We start from the raw sequence: 21,830 nt of genomic DNA, 5'->3' as shown, positions 1-21,830 counted from the left end.
TATAGTTGCGGTGCACCGCCTCCCGCGCTCCGGCGGCATGAAGGCTTCCGCGTTTTCCAACAAGCGTCCGAAGGATACCCGTGCTCACTGTGGTGCTGGCCAATATTGCCGTCGTGTCTATCGCCGTGATCATTCACTACGAATGCCTGCTGCGGCTGACCCTGTTGCTGGCCCGGGTGAAGATCCGGCACCGCCTGCGCATCCTGCTGGGCGTCGGCGGTGCGCTGCTGGCCCACGCGGTGGAGGTCTGGGTGTTTGCCTTCGCCTACTATTTCATGCACCACGCCAAGGCTTGGGGCGGCCTGACAGGAAACTTCAATGGCAGCCTGATGGACTGCGTGTATTTTTCCTTCACGACCTTCACCACGCTGGGCTTCGGCGACATCCAGCCCACCGGTGACCTGCGCTTCCTGACGGGCATCGAGTCCTTGACCGGCCTGGTGCTGATCACCTGGACGGCGTCCTTTCTTTTTGTCGAGATGCAGAAGTTCTGGAACTCGAAGTAGTTCCCGAAGGCGCGCCTCCAGGGTGCCATGGGACTTGCGGGCTACAATACTGGTTATTCATACAGCCTTTCAGCCCGACCCAGACCGCCTTCCATGACGACAGCCATCGACAAGGACAAGCCCTACGTTGTCGCCGTGCGTGCGCTGTGCGAATTCACGGCCAAACTCGGCGACCTTGATGTGCGTTTCACGCCCTCGCCGTCGGCCCTCGAAGGCATGGCGGGCCACCGCGTGGTGGCGATGCGCCGGCCAGCGCATTACCAGACCGAAGTCAGCCTGAGCGGGGTCTACAAGGACTTGCTGGTGCGTGGCCGCGCCGACGGCTACGACCCCGAACTCGGCCAGCTCGAAGAGGTCAAGACCTTCCGCGGTGACCTGGAGGCCATGCGCGCCAACCACCGGCATCTGCACTGGGCGCAGCTCAAGGTCTACGGCCACCTGCTTTGCCAGAAAGAAGGCTTGTCCCAGGTCAAGCTGGCATTGGTGTATTTCAACATCGCCACGCAGGACGAAACCCTGCTGACCGAAGCCTTCAGCGCTGCCCAGCTGGAAGGGTTCTTTGAAGAACAGTGCGATCGGTTCCTCGACTGGGCCCGCCAGGAGATGGCCCACCGCGCCGCGCGCAACGAGGCGCTGCAGACGCTGGCGTTTCCGCATGAGCGTTTTCGCCCCGGCCAGCGCGACCTGGCCGAAGCCGTCTACAAGTCGGCCAGCAGCGGGCGCTGCCTGATGGCGCAGGCGCCCACCGGCATCGGCAAAACCGTGGGCACGCTGTTTCCGCTGCTCAAGGCCTGCCCGACGCAGCAGCTCGACAAGGTGTTTTTCCTCGCGGCCAAGACGCCGGGCCGCCAGCTAGCGCTGGACGCCGTGGCCCGCATCCAGCGCAGCGCGCCGGCGCTGCCGCTGCGTGTGCTGGAACTGGTGGCCAAGGGCAAGGCCTGTGAACACCCGGACAAGGCCTGCCACGGCGACGCCTGCCCGCTGGCCCAGGGTTTTTACGACCGCCTGCCGGCGGCGCGCCGTGCTGCCGTGACCGTGGCTGGCCCGCTCGACAAGGGCGCGCTGCGCGAGGTGGCGCTGGCGCACGGGGTCTGCCCGTATTACCTCGGCCAGGACCTGTTGCACTGGAGCGATGTGGTCGTCGGCGACTACAACTACTACTTCGACATCAATGCCATGCTGTATGCGCAGACGCTGGCCAACCAGTGGCGCGTCAGCGTGCTGGTCGACGAGGCGCACAACCTGGTCGAACGCGCGCGCAAGATGTATTCGGCCGAACTGGACCCGGCCCGCCTGGCGCTGGCGCGGCAGGGTGCGCCCGTCGCCATCAAACGTGTGCTGGACCGCCTCCAGCGCAGCTGGTACGAGCTGCACCAGGACCAAGCGCAGGCCTACCAGGTGTACGACGAGGTGCCGCAGGCCTTTCGCGGCGCGTTGCAGCAGACGGCCAACGCCATCCTGGACCACCTGGCCGATCACCCGGCCGGCATCGACGGCAGGCTGCAGGACTTTTTCTTCGAGGTGCTGCATTTCTCGCGCATGGCTGAGTTGCTGGACACGCATTCGCTGTTCGACATCACCGATGCCGCGGGCAGCGGGGGCGGCGCCGTGTTGTGCCTGCGAAACGTCGTGCCGGCAGGTTTTCTGTCCCAGCGGTTTGCGGCGGCACGTTCGGCGGCGCTGTTCTCGGCCACCCTGAGCCCGGCGCACTACTACAGCGACATGCTGGGCCTGCCCGAGGACACCGCCTGGATCGATGTGGCCTCGCCGTTCCGGGCCGAACAGCTCTCGGTGCAGGTGGTGGACGACGTGTCCACGCGTTTCCAGCATCGCGGGCATTCGCTGTCACCCATGGTCAACCTGATGGCCCGGCAATACGCGGCGGCGCCCGGCAACTACCTGAGTTTTGTCAGCAGCTTCGACTACCTGCAGCAGCTGGCGGAACTGTTCAAGGCGCGTTACCCGGCGATTCCGGTCTGGGAGCAGTCGCGCGGCATGGAGGAAGGCGCCAAGCGCGGCTTTCTCGAACGCTTCACGCCAGTCTCGCGCGGCATCGGCTTTGCCGTGCTCGGCGGCGCGTTTGCCGAGGGCATCGACCTGCCGGGCAAACGCCTGATCGGCGCTTTTGTCGCCACCCTGGGCCTGCCCCAGATCAACCCGGTCAACGAGCAGATCAAGCAGCGCATGGAGGCCAGTTTCGGCAAGGGTTACGACTACACCTACCTGTACCCGGGCCTGCAAAAGGTGGTGCAGGCCGCGGGCCGGGTGATCCGCACCGAGTCCGACCGCGGCGTGGTCTATCTGATTGACGACCGGTATGCGCTGGCCCAGGTGCGCGAGCTGTTTCCGGGCTGGTGGGAGGTGGCCCATCTACAGGCTCGGCCGCAAAAGCCGCGCGCATGAAACGCCCGGTATGTCCCCAAGGCGATCGCCCATGCGCCGGACCTGGCGGGTGTGACTAATCAAGCATTGAATTTTCCCAGCCCAGCCCAGCCCAGCTCAGACCAGCCCGCGTTCGCGCCGGGAGCCCAGCCTTTCGGCCATGCCGGACCCGCCATGGTCAGGGAGGATTTGAGTTATGTCAGTAAATACTCATTCAGTGACGAAACGCGCAGTTACACCGGCAATGGGTCGATACAGTGCACAGGGAACTGGGTAGACTTAAAGTTTTAATGAGTAACAAATTGCGACAATTTCTTGTCGGGGAAATTTGGGGACAAATCTTATGACGCTCAGCGGCTGCGATGCTTCGCCTGGCGGGGCTGTCGAGAAGGTCGTTGCAGGTTTTGATGCCAGCCCATTGCTGCCCGGAAAATGCGGCAACTGTGCCTCGTATGAGTTTTGCATCACGCGCGGTCTGTCCCTGAGAGATTCAGTCGATGGCGGAGTACTGATCAAAGAACACAGCTTCAGGAAGGGCGAAATACTGGCGCGGGAAGGCGAGCATGTGCCTCACCTGAGGGTCGTGAAGGTCGGGAGCGTGTGTCTGGGCCGCAGTAGCCCCGGCGGACATATCGATCCAGTCGCCATTTTGGGACGCGGCGCGGTCGTTGGTCTTTGCAGTTACTTCGGGCAACCGAACCAACTGGGAAGCGTTGCCCTGAGCAGCGGTCGGTATTGTGAAATATCAACGGAAGCGCTGGCCTGCCTGGCGCGCAGTGACCAGAAAATCTGGGATCAGGTCGGCCGAGCCTGTAGCGTCGCTTTTGGAACGATCGCCGGATGGACGCAGGCCACCAGCCGTCGCCAGATAACAGGACGGGTCGCCCATAGCCTGCTCTTGCTGATGGAGGTTCACCACAGTCCGACCGTGACCCTGCCGTCGCACGTTGCGCTGGCGCAGCTGCTGGGCACGACCCGCGAATCGGTGGCGCGTGCGCTGGCCTTGCTCGAAGCCCAAGGCTGTATCGCTCGGCGCGGAAGCCGGGTCTGCGAAATCCGGCCCAAGCCCTTGTCGCAATGGGTGTTCCGGCACCCATGAGCATGAAATTACCCATCGACAACCCTGACTCTTGGGGCAGTGATCCGGCCAACGCGGCTGCACTGCTGGCGGGCGTGCTGAACTCGGCCATGGACGCCATCGTCACGGTCGATGAGCAGCAAAGAATTGTTTTGTACAACCGTGCGGCCGAGGAAATATTCGGCTGGCCCCGGCACGCTGTCCTGCTGCAACCTCTCGAGAAACTGGTTCCCGAACGTTTTCGCCCAAGCCACGCCGAGCAGGTCAGCCGCTACGGCAGCACGGGCGTGACGTCCCGCCGCATGGGCGGGCGCAGTGTCGTCTACGGGCTGCGAGCGAACGGGGAGGAGTTTCCCCTGGAGGTTTCCATCTCCTATTTCGACACTTCAGAGGGCAAGCTTTTTACGGCGATCGTGCGCGATATCTCCGAAATGGAGCGGCTGGCGCGCGAACAGGCCGAAAGCCTCGCGCGCTTGCAGGAGAGCCAGCGCAGGTTGCTGAAGGCGCAGCATCTGGGTCGCATCGGCTACTGGCAGCTTGACCTCACGACTGGCCTGATATGGTGGTGTGACGAGTCCTGCGACGTGCTCGGTGTCGATCGCAGCGTTTTCGACAGCAGCTATGACGGGTTTCTCCGGCTGATTCATCCGGCTGACCGCGCTGTTTTCGACGCAGCGTGCAACGCGGCCGTTCAGGCCGGCCTGGCCCTGGACATCGAGTTCCGGGTTGTCCCGTCTGAGGGCGAGGTGCGCTGGATTCATCTGCTTGGCCAGGCCGATGGCGACGACGAGGGCGCGCAGCGCAAGCGCCGAACAGGGATGATCCAGGAGATCACGGTCCACAAGCTCGCAGAACTGGCCACGGCCAGCAGCGCCGAGCTGTTGAAGCGCACCGGCGCGTTGGCCAGGGTGGGCGGGTGGGAAGTGGACGCGGAGACCATGGCGCCTTATTGGTCTGAAGAGATTTACCGCATCTGCGAGATGGATGCACCGGCAGACCTGGCGCTGGAAAAATTGGCAGGCTTTTACGCGCCGGAGGCACAGCCCGCGATCAGGGCTGCCTTCATGGCGGCGCTTGACCAGGGAGCCCCCTGGGACCTCGAGCTTCCCCTGGTGACGGCAAGAGGGCGGCGTATCTGGGTCCGTACACAGGGTCGCGCGCTGTTGCAGGACGGCAAGGTGGTACGGCTCGTGGGTGCACTGCAGGACATCACTGAAATCAAGGGGATTGAAAACAAGTTGAAATTTTCGAATCAGGAGCTTGAAGCCTTCTCCTATTCGGTTTCGCACGATTTGCGTTCGCCGCTCAACACCATTCATGGCTTTAGCCATTTACTGGCGAAACAGCTCGGCAAGCATGCAGATGAAAAGGCTCAGCACTACCTGTCGCGTATTCAGGCCGGCGCCTTGCAGATGGGGCAGTTGATTGAAGGCCTGCTGTCGCTCTCGCAGATGTTGCGCGTGCAGCTTCGCAGCGAGTCGGTCGACCTGTCGATGCTGGCGCGAAATAGCCTGAACGCCCGGCAGGCGTTCGAGCCTGAGCGACGGGTGACGCTTCACATTGCTAGTGGCCTGATGGCCCATGGTGATGAGCGCCTGCTCCGGGTGGTGATGGAAAATCTGTTGGGCAACGCGTGGAAGTTCAGCGCGCAACGGGCGCAGGCCGAGATCAAGGTCGGACAGACCAGCGACGCCGCAGGAGAGCAGGTATTTTTTGTGTGCGACAACGGCGCCGGATTCGATATGGCTTATGTGGACAAGCTTTTCGAGCCCTTCCAGCGCCTGCATGGGGTCTCGGAGTTTCCCGGAACCGGCATCGGGCTGGCCACGGTGCGCCGCGTCATCGAGCGGCACGGTGGCCGGATATGGGCTGAATCCTCCCCCGGGAAAGGGGCCTGCTTTTTCTTTACTTTGCCGGCAGAATCCGCACGCCAGCAAGCATGACCCTAAACCACAAAAGTCCGCACAAAGTCGAGTGAGGAGACCACGCCCTTGAGGTTCGGGCCCTCGGCCACCACCACGTGGTGGATGTTGCCCTCTGTCATCAGCCTGGCCACCTCGCCGAGCGTGGCGTCCGGGCGCACGGTGACCGGCTTGTAGGTGCACAGCTGCCACGCGCTGACCTTGGGGGCGGTTTTCCCCTCGGCATGCGCGCGCAGCAGGTCGGCGCTGCTGATCACGCCCATCACCACGCCGCTGGCGTCGACCACCGGCACCCATGACAGGCCTTGGGCCACCAGCTTCGCCTCGACGGCTTGCAGCGTGTCGTCCGGACCCACCTGGGTCACTTCGCGGTGCATCAATGATGAAATGGTCTGGCTCATGACAGTCTCCCGGTAGCCGTGGTTGGTACGGAGGTTGCGGTTGATTCAGGCGGTGTGGAAGAGGGCTGCGCTGCGGGGTTCACGTCCCAGCCGCGCTTCCACGGCCAGCACGTCGACCGTGATTTTCATCAGTGTATCGGGCGTTACACTGATGGCGTCAATGCCGAGCTCCACCAGGTATTGCGCGATCTCGGGATAGTCCGAGGGCGCCTGGCCGCAGATGCCCACATGGCGGTGGTTGCGGTGCGCGCCCTCTATGGTCTGGCGGATCATCTCCTTGACGCCGGGGTCGCGTTCGTCGAAGTCGAAGGCCACGATGTCCGAGTCGCGGTCCACGCCCAGCACCAGCTGGGTCAGGTCGTTGGAGCCGATGGAGAAGCCGTCGAACAGGCGGGCAAAGGCATCGATCTGGATCACGTTGTTGGGAATCTCGCACATCACGTAGATCTCCAGGCCATTGGCACCGCGCGTCAGCCCGTGCGTTGCCATGGCCTGCAGCACACGTTCGCCTTCCTCGACACGGCGGCAAAACGGGATCATCAGCTTGACGTTGACCAGGCCCATCTCGTCGCGCACGCGTTTCATGGCCGCGCACTCGAGTGCAAAGCCCTCGGCATAGGCCGGATGCGCGTAGCGAGAGGCGCCGCGAAAACCGATCATGGGGTTGGCCTCGTCCGGCTCGAACCAGCGTCCGCCGAGCAGGCTGGCGTATTCGTTGGTCTTGAAGTCGGACATGCGCACGATCACCGGCTTGGGGTAGAAGGCCGCGGCGATGGTGGCCACACCTTCGGACAGCTGGCGCACGAAGTAGTCGGCCGGCGTGGCATACGAACGCGTGAGGCGGGCGATCTCCTCGCGAACCGCCGCGTCTTCGACTTTCTCCGGGTGCACCAGCGCCATCGGGTGCGCGCGTATGTGTTCGGCAACGATGAACTCCATGCGCGCCAGGCCCACGCCGTCGTTGGGCAGCAGCGCGGTCTGGAAGGCCGTGTCGGGGTTGGCGATGTTGACCATCAGATGTGTCTGCGGCCGCGCCAGGCCGGCCACGTCAATGCTGCGCTTCGTGAACGGCAGCAGGCCGGCGTAGACCCGGCCCTCGCTGCCTTCGGCGCAGGACACCGTGATCTCGTCGCCGGTGCGGATGGCGGTGGTCGCATGGCCGCAGCCGACCACGGCCGGAATGCCCATCTCGCGCGCCACGATGGCCGCATGGCAGGTGCGTCCGCCGCGGTTGGTCACGACGGCAGAGGCAATTTTGAGCACCGTTCCCCAGTCCGGCATGGTGGTGTCCGCCACCAGCACCTCGCCGGGCTGGAACTGGTTGAGCTCGCTGATGTTGTTGATCACGCGCGCGCGTCCCGTGGTGATTGCGCCGCCCACGGCGCGGCCGCTGATGCAGAGCTTGCCCTTCGCATCCAGCCGCCAGGTGTCCACCGTGCCGGGCGTTTTGCGCGAGGCCACGGTTTCGGGCCGCGCCTGCAGGATGTAGAGTTTGCCGTCGATGCCGTCCCTGGCCCATTCGATGTCCATCGGCGTGGCATGCCCGGCCTTGCGGCTGTAGTGGTCCTCGATGCGGACGGTGGCGTCGGCCAGTTCCAGCACCTCCTCGTCGCTGATGCAATAACGCGCCTGGTCCTTCGGCGGCGTCGGCAGGTTGTGCGTGGTCTCGCTGCCCCCGGCCTGCGTGTAGACCATGCGGATTTCCTTGCCGCCGAGCTTGCGCCGGAGTACCGCGCGGTGTCCCTGCTTCAGCGTGGGCTTGAACACATAGAACTCATCCGGGTCGACCGTGCCCTGCACCACGTTTTCGCCCAGGCCCCAGGCGCCGGTGATGAACACGACGTCGCGAAACCCGGTTTCGGTGTCGATCGAAAAGATGACGCCGCTGGAGGCGCGATCCGAGCGCACCATCTTCATCACGCCGACCGATTGCAGGACAGTGAAATGATCGATGCCGTTTTCAACGCGGTAGGCAATGGCGCGGTCGTTGAACAGGCTGGCAAAACACCGACGGATCGCTTCGAGCAGGCTGGCCAGGCCGGCCACGTTGAGAAAAGTGTCGTGCTGGCCGGCAAAGCTGGCGGTGGGCAGGTCTTCGGCGGTGGCCGAGCTGCGCACTGCCATTGTCAGCTGCTCACCATATTCGGCCTGCAGGCGCTCATGCGCGGCGGCGATCTCCGCCACAAGATCGTCCGGCAGCACGGCGCTGTGGATGATCTCGCGCGCCCGCCGCGCACGGCGCGCGAGGTCATCGACATCCTGCACGTCCAGGCCGTCGAGGGCCTCATGCAGGCGCGGCAGGGCGCCGGACTGCGCCAGCACATAACTGTAGGCCTGCGCTGTGACGGCAAAACCGTTGGGCACCCGCACGCCCTGCGCGCCGAGCTCGCGCACCATTTCGCCCAACGAGGCATTCTTGCCGCCCACCAAAGGGACATCGGCGATGCCCAGTTCCGAAAACCAGCGTATGTGAGGTGTTGTCATATTCCCGGACGCGCGCGCCGTCTCCTGTGCCTGTTTTCTGCCTACGGTAGACGCCGGGCGCCGCTGCCGCCTTGCGCCAGATCAAGCGCCGGCCGGTGTGACGATCACTTCCCTGGCAAGGCGTTCCACATCGGCCGGCTGGCACAGCGCGGTTCCAGCGGTGAGCAGGGCGGCGGCTGCGGATCCCATGGCATAACGAAAGGCCTGCGCCAGATCGGTCTGCCGGCTCAGCGCCCAGACCAGGCCGCCGACAAAACTGTCGCCCGCGCCTATGGTGCTTGCCACTTCGACCGGTACCGCGCTGGCCCGCAGCGCCTGGTCTGCCGTGACGAGCAAGGCGCCTTCCTCGCCGAGCGACAACGCCACGATCTGTGCCTGCCCGGCCGCGATGATGGTCCGGGCCGCGGCCAGCCGCTGCGTGTCGGTTTCCAGCGGCAGGCCGGTCAACTCGCGCAGCTCGCGCAGGCTGGGCTTGATCAGGTACACGCCTTCCGCCAGCGCCGCCGCCAGCGCCGGGCCCGAGCTGTCCAGTACCACGCGGCAGCCGCGCGTGCGTGCCAGCCGCGTGAGCTGCGCATAGAAGTCAGCCGGCACGCCGGGCGGCAGGCTGCCGCTGGCCACCAGCCAGGACGGCGGAGCTGCCATGGCGCTGACAACATCGAGGCAGGCCTGCCACTCGGACGCGCTCAGGGTCGGTCCGGGCAGGACAAAGCGGAAGTCCCGCCCGCTGGCCGTTTCGTGCACATGGAAACTCTCGCGCGTCTCGCCTGCGATGGCCAGGCACTGGCTGGACACCTGCTCCTGGTCCAGCAACTGGCGCAGCCTTTGCCCGTTCATGCCGCCGGCCGGGTACAGCGCCAGGCAATTGCTGCCGAGGCGTTGCAGGACGCGGGCCACGTTAATGCCGCCGCCGCCGGGATGGTATTGCGCGGCGGCGCAGCGCAGTTTGTGTGTGTCCGTGACCTTGTCCGTGGATGTTGACACATCCAGGGCGGGGTTCATGGTGAGGGTCAGGATGTCAGGGGTGCGCATCGCCGCCACTGTACTCCGGCCGGGCCGTGCCCCATCCGGAGCAGGCGTCAGGCCCGCAACTGCTGCGCCATCAGCACCGCCACATGAATCGCTTCGCGCTGCGCGCCGTCGCGGATCTGGTGCCGGCAACTGGTGCCGTCGGCGACCACGATGGCATCGGGCTGCTGGCGCACGGCGGGCAGCAGGCTCAGTTCGGCCATCTGCATGGACACCTCGTAATGGCTGGTCTCGTAGCCGAAGCTGCCGGCCATGCCGCAGCAGCTGGACTCGATCAGCTCGGGCTTCGCGCCGGGGATCAGCCTGAGCACATCGAGGATGGGGCTGACCGCCCCGAACGCCTTCTGGTGGCAGTGGCCATGCAGCAAGATGGCCTGCTCCACCGGCTGTAGCCTGGTTTTCAGCTGGTCGAGCTTGCCGACTGCGGCCTCGCGCGCCAGAAATTCTTCAAACAGCAGGGCCTGGCCCGCGATGGTTTGGGCCGCTTCACCCAGGCCCATCACCAGCATTTCGTCGCGCATCGTCAGCAGGCAGGACGGCTCCAGCCCGATAATGGCGATGCCGCGCTCGGCAAAGGGCAGCAACGCGTCGACCAGCTCCCCGGCCTTGGCCTTCGCTTCATCAACCATGCCGCTGGCCAGGTAGGTCCGTCCGCAGCACAGGTGTTTTCCATCTGCTACTTTTTTGATAGCTACATGCGTCGTGTAGCCGGCGGCTTGCAGCACTTTTAATGCCGAAGTCGCATTGTCCGACTCGAAGTGGCCATTGAAGGTGTCGACAAACAGCACCACCGGCTTGCTGGCGGCCAGCACCTCCTCGCGCGTGGCGCTCACCGGGGGACGGTTGAAAAAGGTGCGCCTCTTCCACTGCGGCAAGGTGCGTCTGGCCGAAAAGCCGGTGAACTTCTCGCTGAGCGCGGCCAGGCCGGGAATTTTGTCGCGCAGGTTCAGCAGCGGCGCCAGGCGGCTGGCCCAGTGCGCGTAGTCGGGCAGGCGCGCGACCAGCTTGTCCTTCAGCGTGTAGCCATGCCTGGCCTTGTAGTGGTGCAAAAACTCCACTTTCATTTTGGCCATGTCCACGCCGGTCGGGCAGTCGCGCTTGCAGCCCTTGCAGCCCACGCACAGGTCCAGCGCGTCCTTGACCGCTTCGCTGGTGAATGCCTCGGCTGCATTCATGCCTTCGAGTTGCCCCGACAGTGCCAGGCGCAAGGTGTTGGCGCGGCCGCGTGTCAGGTGTTGCTCGTCGCGCGTCACGCGGTAGCTGGGGCACATGGTGCCGGCATCGAACTTGCGGCAGTGGCCGTTGTTGTTGCACATCTCCACGGCCTTGGCCAGGCCCTGGGCCGGGTCGCCGCCGCTGCCCGGAGCGCTGGTCAGCTCGGTGACCGGGTCGTTCTGCACGTCCCAGGCGCGCCAGTCGAGCGCTGTCTGGATCGGGATGACCTTGTAGCCCGGTGCGAAACGCATGAGCCGCGTGTCGTCCATCTTGGGCGGGTTGACCATGCGGCCCGGGCTCAGCAGGTTGATCGGGTCCATCGCCTGCTTGATGGCCGCAAACGCCTCGTTGATCTGCGGGCCGAACTGCCACTGGATCCACTCGCCGCGGCACAGGCCGTCGCCGTGTTCGCCACTGTAGGCGCCCTTGAACTTGCGCACCAGCTCGGACGCTTCCTCGGCAATCGCGCGCATCTTGGGCGCGCCCTCGCGCCGCATGTCGAGAATCGGCCGCACATGCAGCGTGCCGACCGAGGCGTGGGCATACCAGGTGCCCTTGCTGCCGTATTTGCGGAAGACCTCGGTCAACGCGGCGGTGTATTCGGCCAGGTGCTCCAGGGGCACGGCGCAGTCCTCGATAAAACTCACCGGCTTGCCGTCGCCCTTGAGGCTCATCATGATGTTGAGCCCGGCCTTGCGAACTTCCCACAGGTTTTTCTGCGGGGCGTCGTCCACCATCTCGACCACCGAGTCGGGCAGCAGCAGATCGCCCATCAGCTCGCCCAGATGTTTCAGGTGGGGCAGCAGGTCGGCCTTGCTGGCACCCGAAAACTCGACCAGCAAAATGGCCGCGGGCTGGCCGATCAGCGCGCTGCGTATGGTCGGCGCAAAGGCCGGGTTCTGCAGCGACAGGTCGATCATGGTGCGGTCCACCAGCTCGACGGCCGTCAGGCTGCCGTTGCCGAGTTTGACGATGTGCTGCGCGGCATCCATGGCGCGGTAAAAGGTCGGGAAGTTCACCACGCCCAGCACCTTGGCCCTGGGCAGTTCGCCAAGCTGCAGCGTCAGTGATTTGGTCAGCGCCAGCGTGCCTTCGCTGCCGATCAGCAGGTGCGACAGGTTGACCGAGCCGTCGCTGGTGTAGGGGCGCTCGCTCTGCGGGTCGAAGATGTCCAGGTTGTAGCCGCCCACGCGGCGCATGACCTTGGGCCACATCCGGTTGATGGCTGGGTGCAGTTCCTCGGCCAGCGAGCGAACCTGGTTGCCCAGCTCACGTGCCTTGCCGCTGCTGGCGGCGTAGGGCCCCAGCTGCAGCAACTGGCTGCCCGAGGTCCAGGCCTGCGCGCCCAGCACGTTGTGCACCATGTTGCCGTAGGCAATGCTGCGGCTGCCGCAGGAATTGTTGCCGGCCATGCCGCCCAGCGTCGCCTGCGCGCTGGTGGATACATCGACCGGGTACCACAGGCCGTGCTTTTTCAGCGCGGCGTTCAGGTGGTCCAGCACGATGCCGGGCTCGACCTCGGCGGTGCGCTTGTCCACATCCACATCGATGATGTTGCGTATGTGTTTCGCATAGTCGATGACCAGCCCGGCGCCCACGGTCTGGCCACACTGGCTGGTGCCGCCGCCGCGCGGAGCTATGGGCACACCCATGTCGCGGCAGATGTCGAGCGCGGTTTTGACGTCAGGCGCACTGCGCGGCACAAATACGCCGACCGGCATCACCTGGTAAATCGACGCGTCGGTGGCGTAGCGGCCGCGGTCTGCGGCGGAAAAAAGCACCTCGCCACGGGTTTCACTGGCGAGCCGGGCGGCCAGCCGGCCGGCCACTTCGTTGCTGATGCGGGCGACGTTGTCGTAAGCGTGTGCCGCAGTTTCCTGCGTGACTTTCAGGGGCAAGGGGGCGTTCATGGGGCTTTCATGCCTTGGCAGGCGTCTGGCGTGCCGATTGGGCCGCGCGCAGCTGTTCGATGACCACGCTGAGCTTGTTGCCCAGGTGGTTGGCCAGCACGGCGCGCATGGCGACCGGGTCGCGTGCACTGAGCGCTTCAACCATCAGTTCATGTTCCTTCACGGCCGCGCGCCATTTGTCGCCGTCCTGGTTGGAGCGAAAGCGCAGGGCCTGCAGGCGCGCATTGACCTGCTTGTAGGTGGCCGTGAGCACCGGGTTTTTGGCCGCGGCATTGATGGCCGCGTGAATCGCGGCATTGAGCCGGTAGTAGGCGGGCAGGTCGCGGCGGGTGTAAGCGGCCATCATCTCGTAATGCATGGCCTTGATCTCGGCCAGTTCGGCATCGGTGATGCGCTTCGCGGCCAGCTCGCCCGACTGCGCTTCCAGCCCGGCCATGACTTCAAAGGTGTGGAGCACGTCGTCTTCGGTCAACTCCACCGCAATCGCGCCGCGATTGGGCAGCAGCTCCACCAGGCCCTCCGCGGCCAGCATCTTGATGGCTTCGCGCAGCGGCGTGCGTGACACGTTGAGCTCTTCCGCGAGCGCGCGCTCATTGAGCTTGGCGCCCGGTGCGATGCGGTTTTCGACCAGCATCTGGCGCAGGCGGTGCGCCACCTGCTCATGCAGGGCGGCACGTGGGATGGCGATGATGTCAGCAGTCATGGGTAAATATTGTATGCAAAAAAATGGGTATCAAATTGAGATATAGGGATAAAGCGGTTGACAAATGAATTTTGTATGCAAAAAATGGTGGTTATTCATGGAGCCCCCGAAATATGCTGACGCTTGACTTCCATCCCACCGGCCGCCACTTCCTGCAAATTCCCGGGCCTTCGCCCGTGCCAGATCGCATTTTGCGCGCCATGAGCCTGCCCACCATCGACCACCGCGGCCCCGAGTTCGGCGCACTGGGCCTGAAGGTGCTGGCCGACATCAAGAAGATTTTCCAGACCCGACAGCCGGTCATCATTTATCCGGCCTCGGGCACGGGCGCCTGGGAAGCTGCGCTGGTCAACACCCTGAGCCCCGGCGACCACGTGCTGATGTACGAAACCGGCCACTTCGCCGCCCTGTGGCAAAAGCTGGCCACGCGTGTCGGCCTGAAAACCGAGGTGATGACCGACCCCGGTACTGAAGTCTGGCGCCACGGCGTGCGCGCCGACCTGATCGAAGAGCGGCTCAAGGCGGACACGCAGCACAGCATCAAGGCCGTGTGTGTGGTGCACAACGAAACCTCCACCGGGGTGACCAGCAACATCGCCGCCGTGCGCAAGGCGATTGACGCCGCCAGACACCCGGCGCTGCTGCTGGTGGACACCATCTCCGGCCTGGCCTCGGCCGAGTACAAACACGACGAGTGGGGCGTGGACGTCAGCATCAGCGGCTCGCAGAAGGGCCTGATGCTGCCGCCCGGCATCAGCTTCAATGCGGTGTCCGCCAAGGCGCTGGAAGCCAGCAAGAGCGCCAAACTGCCCAAGGCCTTCTGGGCCTGGGACGAGATCATCGAGATGAACAAGACCGGTTACTGGCCGTCCACGCCCAATACCAACCTGCTCTACGGCCTCAACGAAGCCTGCGACATGCTGCTCGAGCACGGGCTGGACGTGGTGTTTGCGCGCCACCAGCGCTGGGCCGAGGGTGTGCGCGCCGCGGTCAAGGCCTGGGGTCTGCAGATCCAGTGCGCCGATGCATCGGTCTATTCACCCATCCTGACCGGCGTGATGACGCCCGAAGGTGTGGACGCCGATGCCGTGCGCAAGATCATTTACGAACGTTTCGACTGCTCGCTGGGCACCGGCCTCGGCAAGGTCAAGGGCAAGATGTTCCGCATCGGCCACCTCGGCGACTGCAACGACCTGACCCTGATGGCGGCGCTCTCGGGCTGCGAGATGGGCCTGAAAATCGCCGGCGTCAAGCTGGCCGGTTCGGGTGTACAGGCGGCGATGGACCATTTTTCCAGCCATGCCGCCGTTGTGCCGCTGCGCAAGGCGGCCTGACAGCCGCCGATTGCTGTTCCCTTTCCTGCTGTCCCCTGCCTTTTCTGCTTTCCCGCGCATCCGCTTCCTTCCGACGATTTCAAAAACAACCCACTGGAGACAAACCATGCAACGCAGAACCCTTGTGACCGCCGGCGCCGCGGCCCTGGCCTTTCCCTCACTGATCCTTGCGCAGAACCTGCCCACCGGGCCGGTGCGCATCATCGTCGGCTTCGCGCCCGGCGGTGGCACCGACATCCTGGCCCGCGTCATCGGCCAGAAGCTCGGTGAGATGTGGAAGACGCAGGTCATCGTCGAGAACAAGGCCGGCGCCTCGGGCACCATCGCCGCCGACTACGTGGCCAAGCAACCCGGCGACGGCGCCACCTTGCTGATGGCCCACATCAACAGCCAGGCCATCACGCCGGCGCTGCAGAAGGTCAACTACGATGCGGCGAAAGACTTCCAGCCGGTTGTGCTGGTCGGCGTCACGCCCAACCTGCTGATCTGCAACGAAAACCAGCCGGCCAAGACCGTGAAGGACCTGGTCGAGCTGTGCCGCGCCAACCCCGGCAAGATCAGCTTCGGCTCGGCCGGCACCGGCAGCGCGCAGCACCTGGCGCTGGAGATGTTCATGCTGGCTGCCAAGGTCAAGGCCATCCACGTGCCGTACAAAGGCTCGGGCCCGATGCTCACCGACCTGATCGGCGGCACCATCCAGTACAGCTTCGACACCATGACGGCCGCCACGCCGCATGTCAAAAGCGGCAAGGCGATTGCGATCGCGCAGACGCGCCAGCAGCGCGTGCCCGCCTACGCCAACGTGCCGACCATGGCCGAGTCGGGCTTCCCGGGCTTCGAGGCCACCACCTGGTACGGGCTGGCCGGTCCTGCAAAGATGCCGCTGGCCATGGCCAAACGCATGAACGAGGACGTCAACAAGGTCATGCTGATGCCTGACGTGATGGAAAAGCTGGCCGCCTCGGGCGCCCAGGACGGCGGCGGCTCGACCGAGAAGTTCGGGGACTTCATGCGCGCCGAGCAGATCAAGTGGGCCAAGATCATCAAGGACGGCGGCGTCAAGGCCGACGCCTGAGCCATGTCGTGGGCGGCGGGGCGCGCTGAGCGTCCCGTGCGCCTTGTTGTCCTGCCGGCCCGCCTGCCGGCATCTCCATTGCTCCTCCCATCCCAAGGGGGGGTATTCCCTTTTCGCAAGCCGCGTAACAGCCATCAACAAGGACTACTGAGTGAAAGAAGCGTCAACCAACGAACAGGCGAACAAGGCGGCGCGGCCGTTGCCGCTGGCCGGTGTCCGCGTGCTGGACATCAGCCAGGTGATGGCTGGCCCCTACGCCTGCATGCTGCTGGCGGACATGGGTGCTGACGTTGTCAAGATCGAACCGCCGGGCAGCGGCGACCAGACACGTGGCGCCATGGGCTTCAAGATGAAGGGGCCCGATTCACTGGGCTTCCTGAACATGAACCGCAACAAGCGCAGTGTCGCCCTCAACCTCAAGTCCGAGGCTGGCCGCAAGGTGTTGCTGGCGCTGGCGAAGGAGGCCGACATCCTGCTGGAGAACTACCGCCCCGGCGCGATGAAGCGGCTGGGCCTGGGCTACGAGGTGCTCAGGGAAGTCAACCCGCGCCTGGTCTACACCAGCATCTCGGGTTTCGGCCAGACCGGCCCCTGGTCCGACCGGCCGGGGTTCGACCTGATGGCGCAGGCCATGTCCGGGGTGATGAGTGTCACCGGTTACCCGGGTGGTCCGCCGGTGAAGGCCGGTGTGCCGGTGGCCGACATTGGCTGCGCGCTGTTCGCGGTGTATGCAACCCTCTCCGCCTACATCGGCGCCAAGGCCAGCGGGCAGGGGCAGCACGTGGACGCCTCGCTGTTCGACTCGGCGCTGGCTTTCTCGGTCTGGGACATCTGCGACTACTGGGGCACGGGCAAGCCGCCCGAGCCGCTGGGCACCTCGAACAAGATGACCGCGCCGTACCAGGCGATGGCCTGTTCGGACGGCTACTTTGTGATGGGCGCCAACAACCAGAAGCTCTGGCTGCAGCTGTGCAAGCTGATGGGCCGCGAAGAGCTGCTGGCCGACGAGCGTTTTTCCACCATCTCGCTGCGCCTGGCCAACCGGCATGCCCTCGAGGTGGAGCTGGAGAAAACCTTCCGCCTCCAGCCCAAGGACTACTGGGTGTCCACCTTCCTGGAAGCCGGCATTCCCGCCGGCCCCATCCTGACCTATCCCGAAGCCTTTGACAGCGACCATGCCAAGGCCCGCGAGATGCGCATGGAGATAGCCCATCCGGTCGAAGGCAAGGTGCCCAACATCGGTTTTGCCGTCAAGATGTCCGGCACACCGCAGCAGGTGCGCCGCCATCCGCCGCGCCTGGGCGAACACACGGCCGAGGTGCTGGCGGAACTGGGCATCGACGCCGAGGCGCAGGTCCGGCTCGGCGAGCAGGGGGCCTTTGCAGCATGAGTGAAGGCGCAGTCCACCTGAGCATCAGCGGGGGCGTGGCCTCGGTGGTGTTTGACCGCCCCGCGGCGCGCAACGCCATGACCTGGGCCATGTACGAACTGCTCAACCAGATCTGCGAGCAACTGGCAGCCGAGACCTCGGTGCGCGTGGTGACCTTTCGCGGCGAGGGCGGGCAGGCCTTTGTGGCCGGCACCGACATCGAGCAGTTCCGCAATTTCCGCAGCGGCGAGGACGGCGTGGCCTACGAGCAGCAGATTGACGAATGCATCGCCCGGCTGGAGTCGCTGCCCATGCCGACCGTGGCGCTTGTCGAGGGCTGGGCCATAGGCGGCGGCCTGGCGATTGCCACGGCCTGCGACTTTCGCATCGCCACACCCGGCTCGCGTTTCGGCGTGCCGATCGCCCGAACCCTGGGCAATTGCCTGTCGGTGGCCAACCTGGCGCGGCTCAGCGCCGTGTTCGGCATTCCCCGCGTCAAACGCATGCTGATGCTGGCCGATGTGTTGACGGCCGACGAGGCGCTGGTTTGCGGTTTTCTCACACAGGTCAGCGAGGCCGGCGAGATCGACGCGGTGCTGGCGAGCCTGTGCGAACGCCTGGCGGCGCTGGCGCCGGTGACCCAGCGTGTCAGCAAGGAAGGCCTGCACCGGCTGGTCAGCCATGGGTTGCCGTCCGACGCGGATTTGATTCGCCGCTGTTACGGCAGCGACGACTTTCGCGAGGGTGTGTCGACGTTTCTTGCCAAAAGAAGCCCGGCCTGGAAAGGCGTCTAGCCAAAGCGCTCAGGCGCCATCGCGGTAGTGCGCGCACAGCGTCTCGATCAGCGACTCGGCATAACGCGGCAGCGCATCGCGCTTGCGCACCAGGATGTAACGCTCGCGCACGCTCCAGGGCTCCAGCAGCTCCACCAGCGCGATGCCCATGGCCTCCTGGTTGCGCCGCGCGGCCGATTCCGGAACGATGCCGACGCCTACGCCCGCACCTATCATGCGGCACATCGCGTCAAAGCTCGAGAGCTGGATGCGCAGTTTCAGCGGCTTGCCCAGGCGCTCGACCACCTGCGCCAGGAAGGTCTGCAGCGTGCTGCCCGACTGCATGCCCACCGCGTCTTCGTCCAGGGTTTCGGCAAACGCAATTTTCTTGCGCCGCGCAAAGCGGTGGTTTCTGGCCGTGGCCAGCACCAGCCGGTCGGTGCTGAAGTGGATTGCTTCCAGCCCCAGCGTGTCCACCTGGCCGGCCACGATGCCCATGTCGGCGCGGCCGTCGAGCACGCCGCGCGCAATCTCGGCGTTGGGTCTTTCCTGCAGGTCGATGTTGATCTTCGGGTTGTCCGCCAGAAAGCCCGGCAGGATCTCCGGCAGGAAGTCCGTGACCGCGGTGGTGTTGGCAAACACGCGCAAATGCCCGCGCAGGCCACCGCCGTATTCCTGCAGGTCGGCCCGCAACTGCTCGGCTTGCCGCAGCACCCCGCGCGCGTGGAACAGGAAGGCTTCACCGGGTGGCGTCAGGCGCACACCGCGTGCCTCGCGGTAGAGCAGGCTCAGGCCCGACTGGGCCTCGAGCGACTTGATGCGCGCGCTGGCCGCCGCCAGCGAGAGGTGCTGGCGCCCGGCAGCGCGGGTCATGTTGCCCTCGTCGGCGGTCGCCACAAAAAGCCGCAGGTCCGTCAGGTCGAATTGCATGGCAGCATGCTACCGCAAGTCAGCAAAGCCTTCCGTTTGGACGAAGCCTTGAATCAGGCCATCCCCAATGAGAAACGGCAGACACAGGGGCTCGCGAAAGCATTCAAGGCTTCGGAATTGGCGAAGTCTGGCTGTTGAAATGGCTGATTGCGTTGTAGCCCGTCCTGCGCCACCATGTCAAACCATGACGACTGACATTCGCACGATAGATGCCGCCACCTTGGCCCACCTGCAAAGCTGGGTGGGCCGCACCGAAACCCTGGTGGACGACATCGCCGCCGCGCCGCTGCGCGGGCTCTCCGCCACGCTGGACCGCGACGACCCGCCGCCTGTGGCCGGAACGGCCGTGCCGCCGCTGTGGCACTGGCTGTACTTTTTGCCGCAGCCGCGCCGCTCCGAGATCGGGCCCGACGGCCACGCCCGCCGTGGCGGCTTCTTGCCGCCCGTGCCGCTGCCGCGCCGCATGTGGGCCGGCGGTCGGCTGCATTGGCACCAGCAGGTGCTGCAGGTCGGCGACGCGGTCAAGCGCCTTTCACGCATCGAGTCGGTCACCCACAAGTCCGGGCGCACCGGTGACCTGGTGTTTGTGCTGGTCCGCCACGAGATCCACAACGCGCAGGGCCTGACCCTCAGCGAAGAACACGACATTGTGTACCGCGCCAACCCGCAGCCCGGTGATCCGGTGCCCCCACCTCAGCCGGCCGCCAAAGAGGCGGCGTGGACGGAAACCGTCACGCCCGACGACGTGTTGCTGTTCCGTTATTCGGCGCTGACCTTCAATGGCCACCGCATCCACTACGACCGGCGCTACGTCACCGAGGTCGAGGCTTACCCCGGCCTCATCGTGCATGGCCCGCTGATCGCCACGCTGCTGGCGGAACTGGTGCGCAAGCACATGCCCGGCGTCCGCCTGCTGAAGTTCGAGTTCCGTGCCGTGCGCCCGGTGTTCGATCTGTGGCCTTTCAAGCTGCACGGGCTGCCATCGGCCGACGGCAAGAGCGTCAGCCTCTGGACCGAAGACCACGAAGGCTGGCTCACCATGCAGGCCACGGCGACGCTGGTTTGAGCTGAGAACAACTGGCCACACACCGTTCGCGTTGAGCCTGTCGAAACGCAGCAGTCCGCCAGAAACCGCCTTCGACAGGCTCAGGCCGAACGGAGAGTGGGTTGAGCACCTCGCCAAAATTGAAACTGATCAGAAAGATTCATGAAAACACAAATCCCCACCCCCGACGCCTACCAGGAGATGCGCGAAGCGCTGCGCGGCATGCTGGCCTCGTTTGACTCCGCCTATTGGCAGAAGGTGGACCACGAGCGCGGCTACCCCGAAACCTTTGTCAACGCCCTGACCGAAGCCGGCTGGCTGGCGGCGCTGATCCCGGCCGAGTACGGCGGCTCGGGCCTGGGTCTGGCCGAAGCCTCGGTCATCATGGAAGAGATCAACTTCGCCGGCGGCAATGCCGGCGCCTGCCATGGCCAGATGTACAACATGGGTACCTTGCTGCGCCATGGCTCGGACGCGCAGAAAAAGTTGTACCTGCCCCGAATCGCCAGCGGCGAGCTGCGCCTGCAGTCCATGGCCGTGACCGAACCGACGACAGGCACCGACACCACGCAACTCAAGACCACCGCGGTGAAGAGGGGCGACAAATACGTCGTCAACGGCCAGAAGGTCTGGATCTCGCGCATCCAGCACTCCGACCTCATGATCCTGCTGGCCCGCACCACGCCGCTGGCCGAGGTGAAGAAAAAATCCGAAGGCATGTCGATCTTCATCGTCAACCTCAAGGACGCGATCGGCCACGGCATGACGGTGCAGCCGATTGCCAACATGGTCAACCACGAGACCAACGAAGTCTTTTTCGACAACCTGGAAATTCCCGCGGAAAACCTGATCGGCGAGGAAGGCAAGGGTTTCAAGTACATCCTCGACGGCCTGAACGCCGAACGCACGCTGATTGCCGCCGAATGTATTGGCGACGCCTACTGGTTTGTCGACAAGGCGCGCAACTACGCGAGCGAACGCGTGGTGTTTAACCGCCCCATCGGCCAGAACCAGGGCGTGCAGTTCCCGATTGCCGACGCCTACATCGAGACCGAAGCCGCCAACCTGATGCGCTTCAAGGCCTGCGCGCTGTTCGACGCCGGCAAACCCTGCGGCGCCGAAGCCAACATGGCCAAGTACCTGGCCGCCAAGGCCTCGTGGGAAGCAGCCAATGTGTGCCTGCAGACGCATGGCGGTTTTGGCTTTGCCAATGAATACGACGTGGAACGCAAGTTTCGCGAGACGCGGCTGTACCAGGTGGCGCCGATTTCCACGAATTTGATTTATTCGTATGTGGCGGAGCATTTGCTTGGGTTGCCGAGGTCGTTCTGATCGCCTAACTGCCGTCATGAAGTTCTCTCCAAACCAGTTGTTTGCATGCAAGCCGGGGCTCGCTTCGGTGGGCGAGGCGGGTCCGTACACGGGCGCATGCACCGTTCGGGCTGAGCTTGTCGAAGCCGCCTTTGCCGCGTGCATTGGAGGTTCGCCAGCAAGCCGGGGGTTGCCCGGCAGCAACTCACTTTTTTTTTGCGTCGCCTGTATGGACTGGACACATACGAAACAGGTGTTCGGAGACATAGGAAACACTTCTTCAGCGCCATTGGCGCAAGGAGAAGCACATGCCCTGGCAACCGAGAGACCTGATGGACACCAAACGCGAGTTCGTGGAATTGG

16 protein-coding genes are annotated in these 21,830 nt (G+C 64.7%); 10 read left to right on the top strand and 6 right to left on the bottom strand.

All coding sequences use genetic code 11. From position 1 onward, the window contains the following. Window positions 1-80: 80 nt before the first annotated feature. From B7G52_RS03605 to B7G52_RS03590, 4 genes are all read left to right on the top strand, one after another. Window positions 81-506, top strand: a complete 426-nt coding sequence (locus B7G52_RS03605) for a potassium channel family protein (protein WP_096696292.1) — start codon at window positions 81-83, stop codon at window positions 504-506. Between the two features lie 93 nt (window positions 507-599). Further along, window positions 600-2,909 (top strand): ATP-dependent DNA helicase, encoded by a 2,310-nt coding sequence (locus B7G52_RS03600; RefSeq protein WP_096696291.1) that lies wholly within the window; start codon window positions 600-602, stop codon window positions 2,907-2,909. Window positions 2,910-3,231: 322 nt separating this feature from the next. Then, window positions 3,232-3,987, top strand: coding sequence for a Crp/Fnr family transcriptional regulator (locus B7G52_RS03595; RefSeq protein ID WP_096696290.1), 756 nt, complete (start codon window positions 3,232-3,234; stop codon window positions 3,985-3,987). A gap of 2 nt (window positions 3,988-3,989) precedes the next feature. Further along, entirely contained in the window at window positions 3,990-5,909 is a 1,920-nt protein-coding gene (locus B7G52_RS03590; RefSeq protein WP_170954668.1) for a PAS domain S-box protein, read from the top strand. A gap of 2 nt (window positions 5,910-5,911) precedes the next feature. Here B7G52_RS03590 and B7G52_RS03585 read toward each other — a convergent pair whose 3' ends face one another. The 5 genes from B7G52_RS03585 to B7G52_RS03565 form a co-directional block, all read right to left on the bottom strand. Beyond that, on the bottom strand, window positions 5,912-6,289 hold the full coding sequence (locus tag B7G52_RS03585) for a cyclic nucleotide-binding/CBS domain-containing protein (RefSeq protein WP_096696288.1): 378 nt from the start codon (window positions 6,287-6,289) through the stop codon (window positions 5,912-5,914). A 45-nt stretch (window positions 6,290-6,334) separates the two neighbouring features. Further along, on the bottom strand, window positions 6,335-8,773 hold the full coding sequence (gene ppsA, locus B7G52_RS03580; protein WP_096696287.1) for a phosphoenolpyruvate synthase: 2,439 nt from the start codon (window positions 8,771-8,773) through the stop codon (window positions 6,335-6,337). Between the two features lie 81 nt (window positions 8,774-8,854). Next, window positions 8,855-9,805 (bottom strand): 1-phosphofructokinase family hexose kinase, encoded by a 951-nt coding sequence (locus B7G52_RS03575; RefSeq protein WP_096696286.1) that lies wholly within the window; start codon window positions 9,803-9,805, stop codon window positions 8,855-8,857. 47 nt (window positions 9,806-9,852) lie between these two features. Continuing rightward, window positions 9,853-12,927, bottom strand: coding sequence for an FAD-binding and (Fe-S)-binding domain-containing protein (locus B7G52_RS03570; protein WP_096696285.1), 3,075 nt, complete (start codon window positions 12,925-12,927; stop codon window positions 9,853-9,855). A gap of 7 nt (window positions 12,928-12,934) precedes the next feature. Further along, complete coding sequence (locus B7G52_RS03565) at window positions 12,935-13,630, bottom strand: GntR family transcriptional regulator (protein ID WP_096696284.1); 696 nt, start codon at window positions 13,628-13,630, stop codon at window positions 12,935-12,937. A 113-nt stretch (window positions 13,631-13,743) separates the two neighbouring features. Between B7G52_RS03565 and B7G52_RS03560 the strand changes: the two genes are divergently transcribed. From B7G52_RS03560 to B7G52_RS03545, 4 genes are all read left to right on the top strand, one after another. Continuing rightward, window positions 13,744-14,964: an alanine--glyoxylate aminotransferase family protein gene (locus B7G52_RS03560; RefSeq protein ID WP_096696283.1), complete on the top strand. Its 1,221-nt coding sequence runs from the start codon at window positions 13,744-13,746 to the stop codon at window positions 14,962-14,964. A gap of 106 nt (window positions 14,965-15,070) precedes the next feature. Next, window positions 15,071-16,039 carry a tripartite tricarboxylate transporter substrate binding protein gene (locus B7G52_RS03555; RefSeq protein ID WP_096696282.1) on the top strand — a complete coding sequence of 323 codons (969 nt, stop codon included), beginning with the start codon at window positions 15,071-15,073 and terminating at the stop codon, window positions 16,037-16,039. 151 nt (window positions 16,040-16,190) lie between these two features. Beyond that, on the top strand, window positions 16,191-17,429 hold the full coding sequence (locus tag B7G52_RS03550; RefSeq protein WP_096696281.1) for a CaiB/BaiF CoA-transferase family protein: 1,239 nt from the start codon (window positions 16,191-16,193) through the stop codon (window positions 17,427-17,429). Continuing rightward, the gene (locus B7G52_RS03545) at window positions 17,426-18,202 is read left to right on the top strand and encodes an enoyl-CoA hydratase/isomerase family protein (RefSeq protein ID WP_096696280.1); all 777 of its coding nucleotides are present in this window, start codon (window positions 17,426-17,428) and stop codon (window positions 18,200-18,202) included. Before B7G52_RS03550 ends, B7G52_RS03545 begins: the two co-directional genes overlap by 4 nt. Before the next feature lie 9 nt (window positions 18,203-18,211). On the opposite strand, the gene B7G52_RS03540 is transcribed toward B7G52_RS03545, so the two are convergent. Further along, window positions 18,212-19,111: a LysR family transcriptional regulator gene (locus tag B7G52_RS03540; RefSeq protein ID WP_096696279.1), complete on the bottom strand. Its 900-nt coding sequence runs from the start codon at window positions 19,109-19,111 to the stop codon at window positions 18,212-18,214. A gap of 184 nt (window positions 19,112-19,295) precedes the next feature. On the opposite strand from B7G52_RS03540, the gene B7G52_RS03535 reads away from it, so the two are divergent. Then, on the top strand, window positions 19,296-20,177 hold the full coding sequence (locus B7G52_RS03535) for a MaoC family dehydratase N-terminal domain-containing protein (protein WP_096696278.1): 882 nt from the start codon (window positions 19,296-19,298) through the stop codon (window positions 20,175-20,177). 141 nt (window positions 20,178-20,318) lie between these two features. Beyond that, entirely contained in the window at window positions 20,319-21,488 is a 1,170-nt protein-coding gene (locus B7G52_RS03530; protein WP_096696277.1) for an acyl-CoA dehydrogenase family protein, read from the top strand. The last annotated feature ends 342 nt before the right edge of the window (window positions 21,489-21,830 follow it).

This window comes from Polaromonas sp. AER18D-145, assembly GCF_002379095.1.
Taxonomy (GTDB): Bacteria; Pseudomonadota; Gammaproteobacteria; order Burkholderiales; family Burkholderiaceae_C; genus Polaromonas.
Note: the sequence above shows the minus strand (reverse complement) of the source record. Positions and strands in the feature narration are given on the sequence as shown.

Coding starts and splice junctions, on each gene's coding strand:
- B7G52_RS03600 (WP_096696291.1), top strand. CDS start 600: ATGACGACAGCCATCGACAAGGACAAGCCCTACGTTGTCGCCGTGCGT.
- B7G52_RS03595 (WP_096696290.1), top strand. CDS start 3,232: ATGACGCTCAGCGGCTGCGATGCTTCGCCTGGCGGGGCTGTCGAGAAG.
- B7G52_RS03590 (WP_170954668.1), top strand. CDS start 3,990: ATGAAATTACCCATCGACAACCCTGACTCTTGGGGCAGTGATCCGGCC.
- B7G52_RS03585 (WP_096696288.1), bottom strand. CDS start 6,289: ATGAGCCAGACCATTTCATCATTGATGCACCGCGAAGTGACCCAGGTG.
- ppsA (WP_096696287.1), bottom strand. CDS start 8,773: ATGACAACACCTCACATACGCTGGTTTTCGGAACTGGGCATCGCCGAT.
- B7G52_RS03575 (WP_096696286.1), bottom strand. CDS start 9,805: ATGCGCACCCCTGACATCCTGACCCTCACCATGAACCCCGCCCTGGAT.
- B7G52_RS03570 (WP_096696285.1), bottom strand. CDS start 12,927: ATGAACGCCCCCTTGCCCCTGAAAGTCACGCAGGAAACTGCGGCACAC.
- B7G52_RS03565 (WP_096696284.1), bottom strand. CDS start 13,630: ATGACTGCTGACATCATCGCCATCCCACGTGCCGCCCTGCATGAGCAG.
- B7G52_RS03560 (WP_096696283.1), top strand. CDS start 13,744: ATGCTGACGCTTGACTTCCATCCCACCGGCCGCCACTTCCTGCAAATT.
- B7G52_RS03555 (WP_096696282.1), top strand. CDS start 15,071: ATGCAACGCAGAACCCTTGTGACCGCCGGCGCCGCGGCCCTGGCCTTT.
- B7G52_RS03545 (WP_096696280.1), top strand. CDS start 17,426: ATGAGTGAAGGCGCAGTCCACCTGAGCATCAGCGGGGGCGTGGCCTCG.
- B7G52_RS03540 (WP_096696279.1), bottom strand. CDS start 19,111: ATGCAATTCGACCTGACGGACCTGCGGCTTTTTGTGGCGACCGCCGAC.
- B7G52_RS03535 (WP_096696278.1), top strand. CDS start 19,296: ATGACGACTGACATTCGCACGATAGATGCCGCCACCTTGGCCCACCTG.
- B7G52_RS03530 (WP_096696277.1), top strand. CDS start 20,319: ATGAAAACACAAATCCCCACCCCCGACGCCTACCAGGAGATGCGCGAA.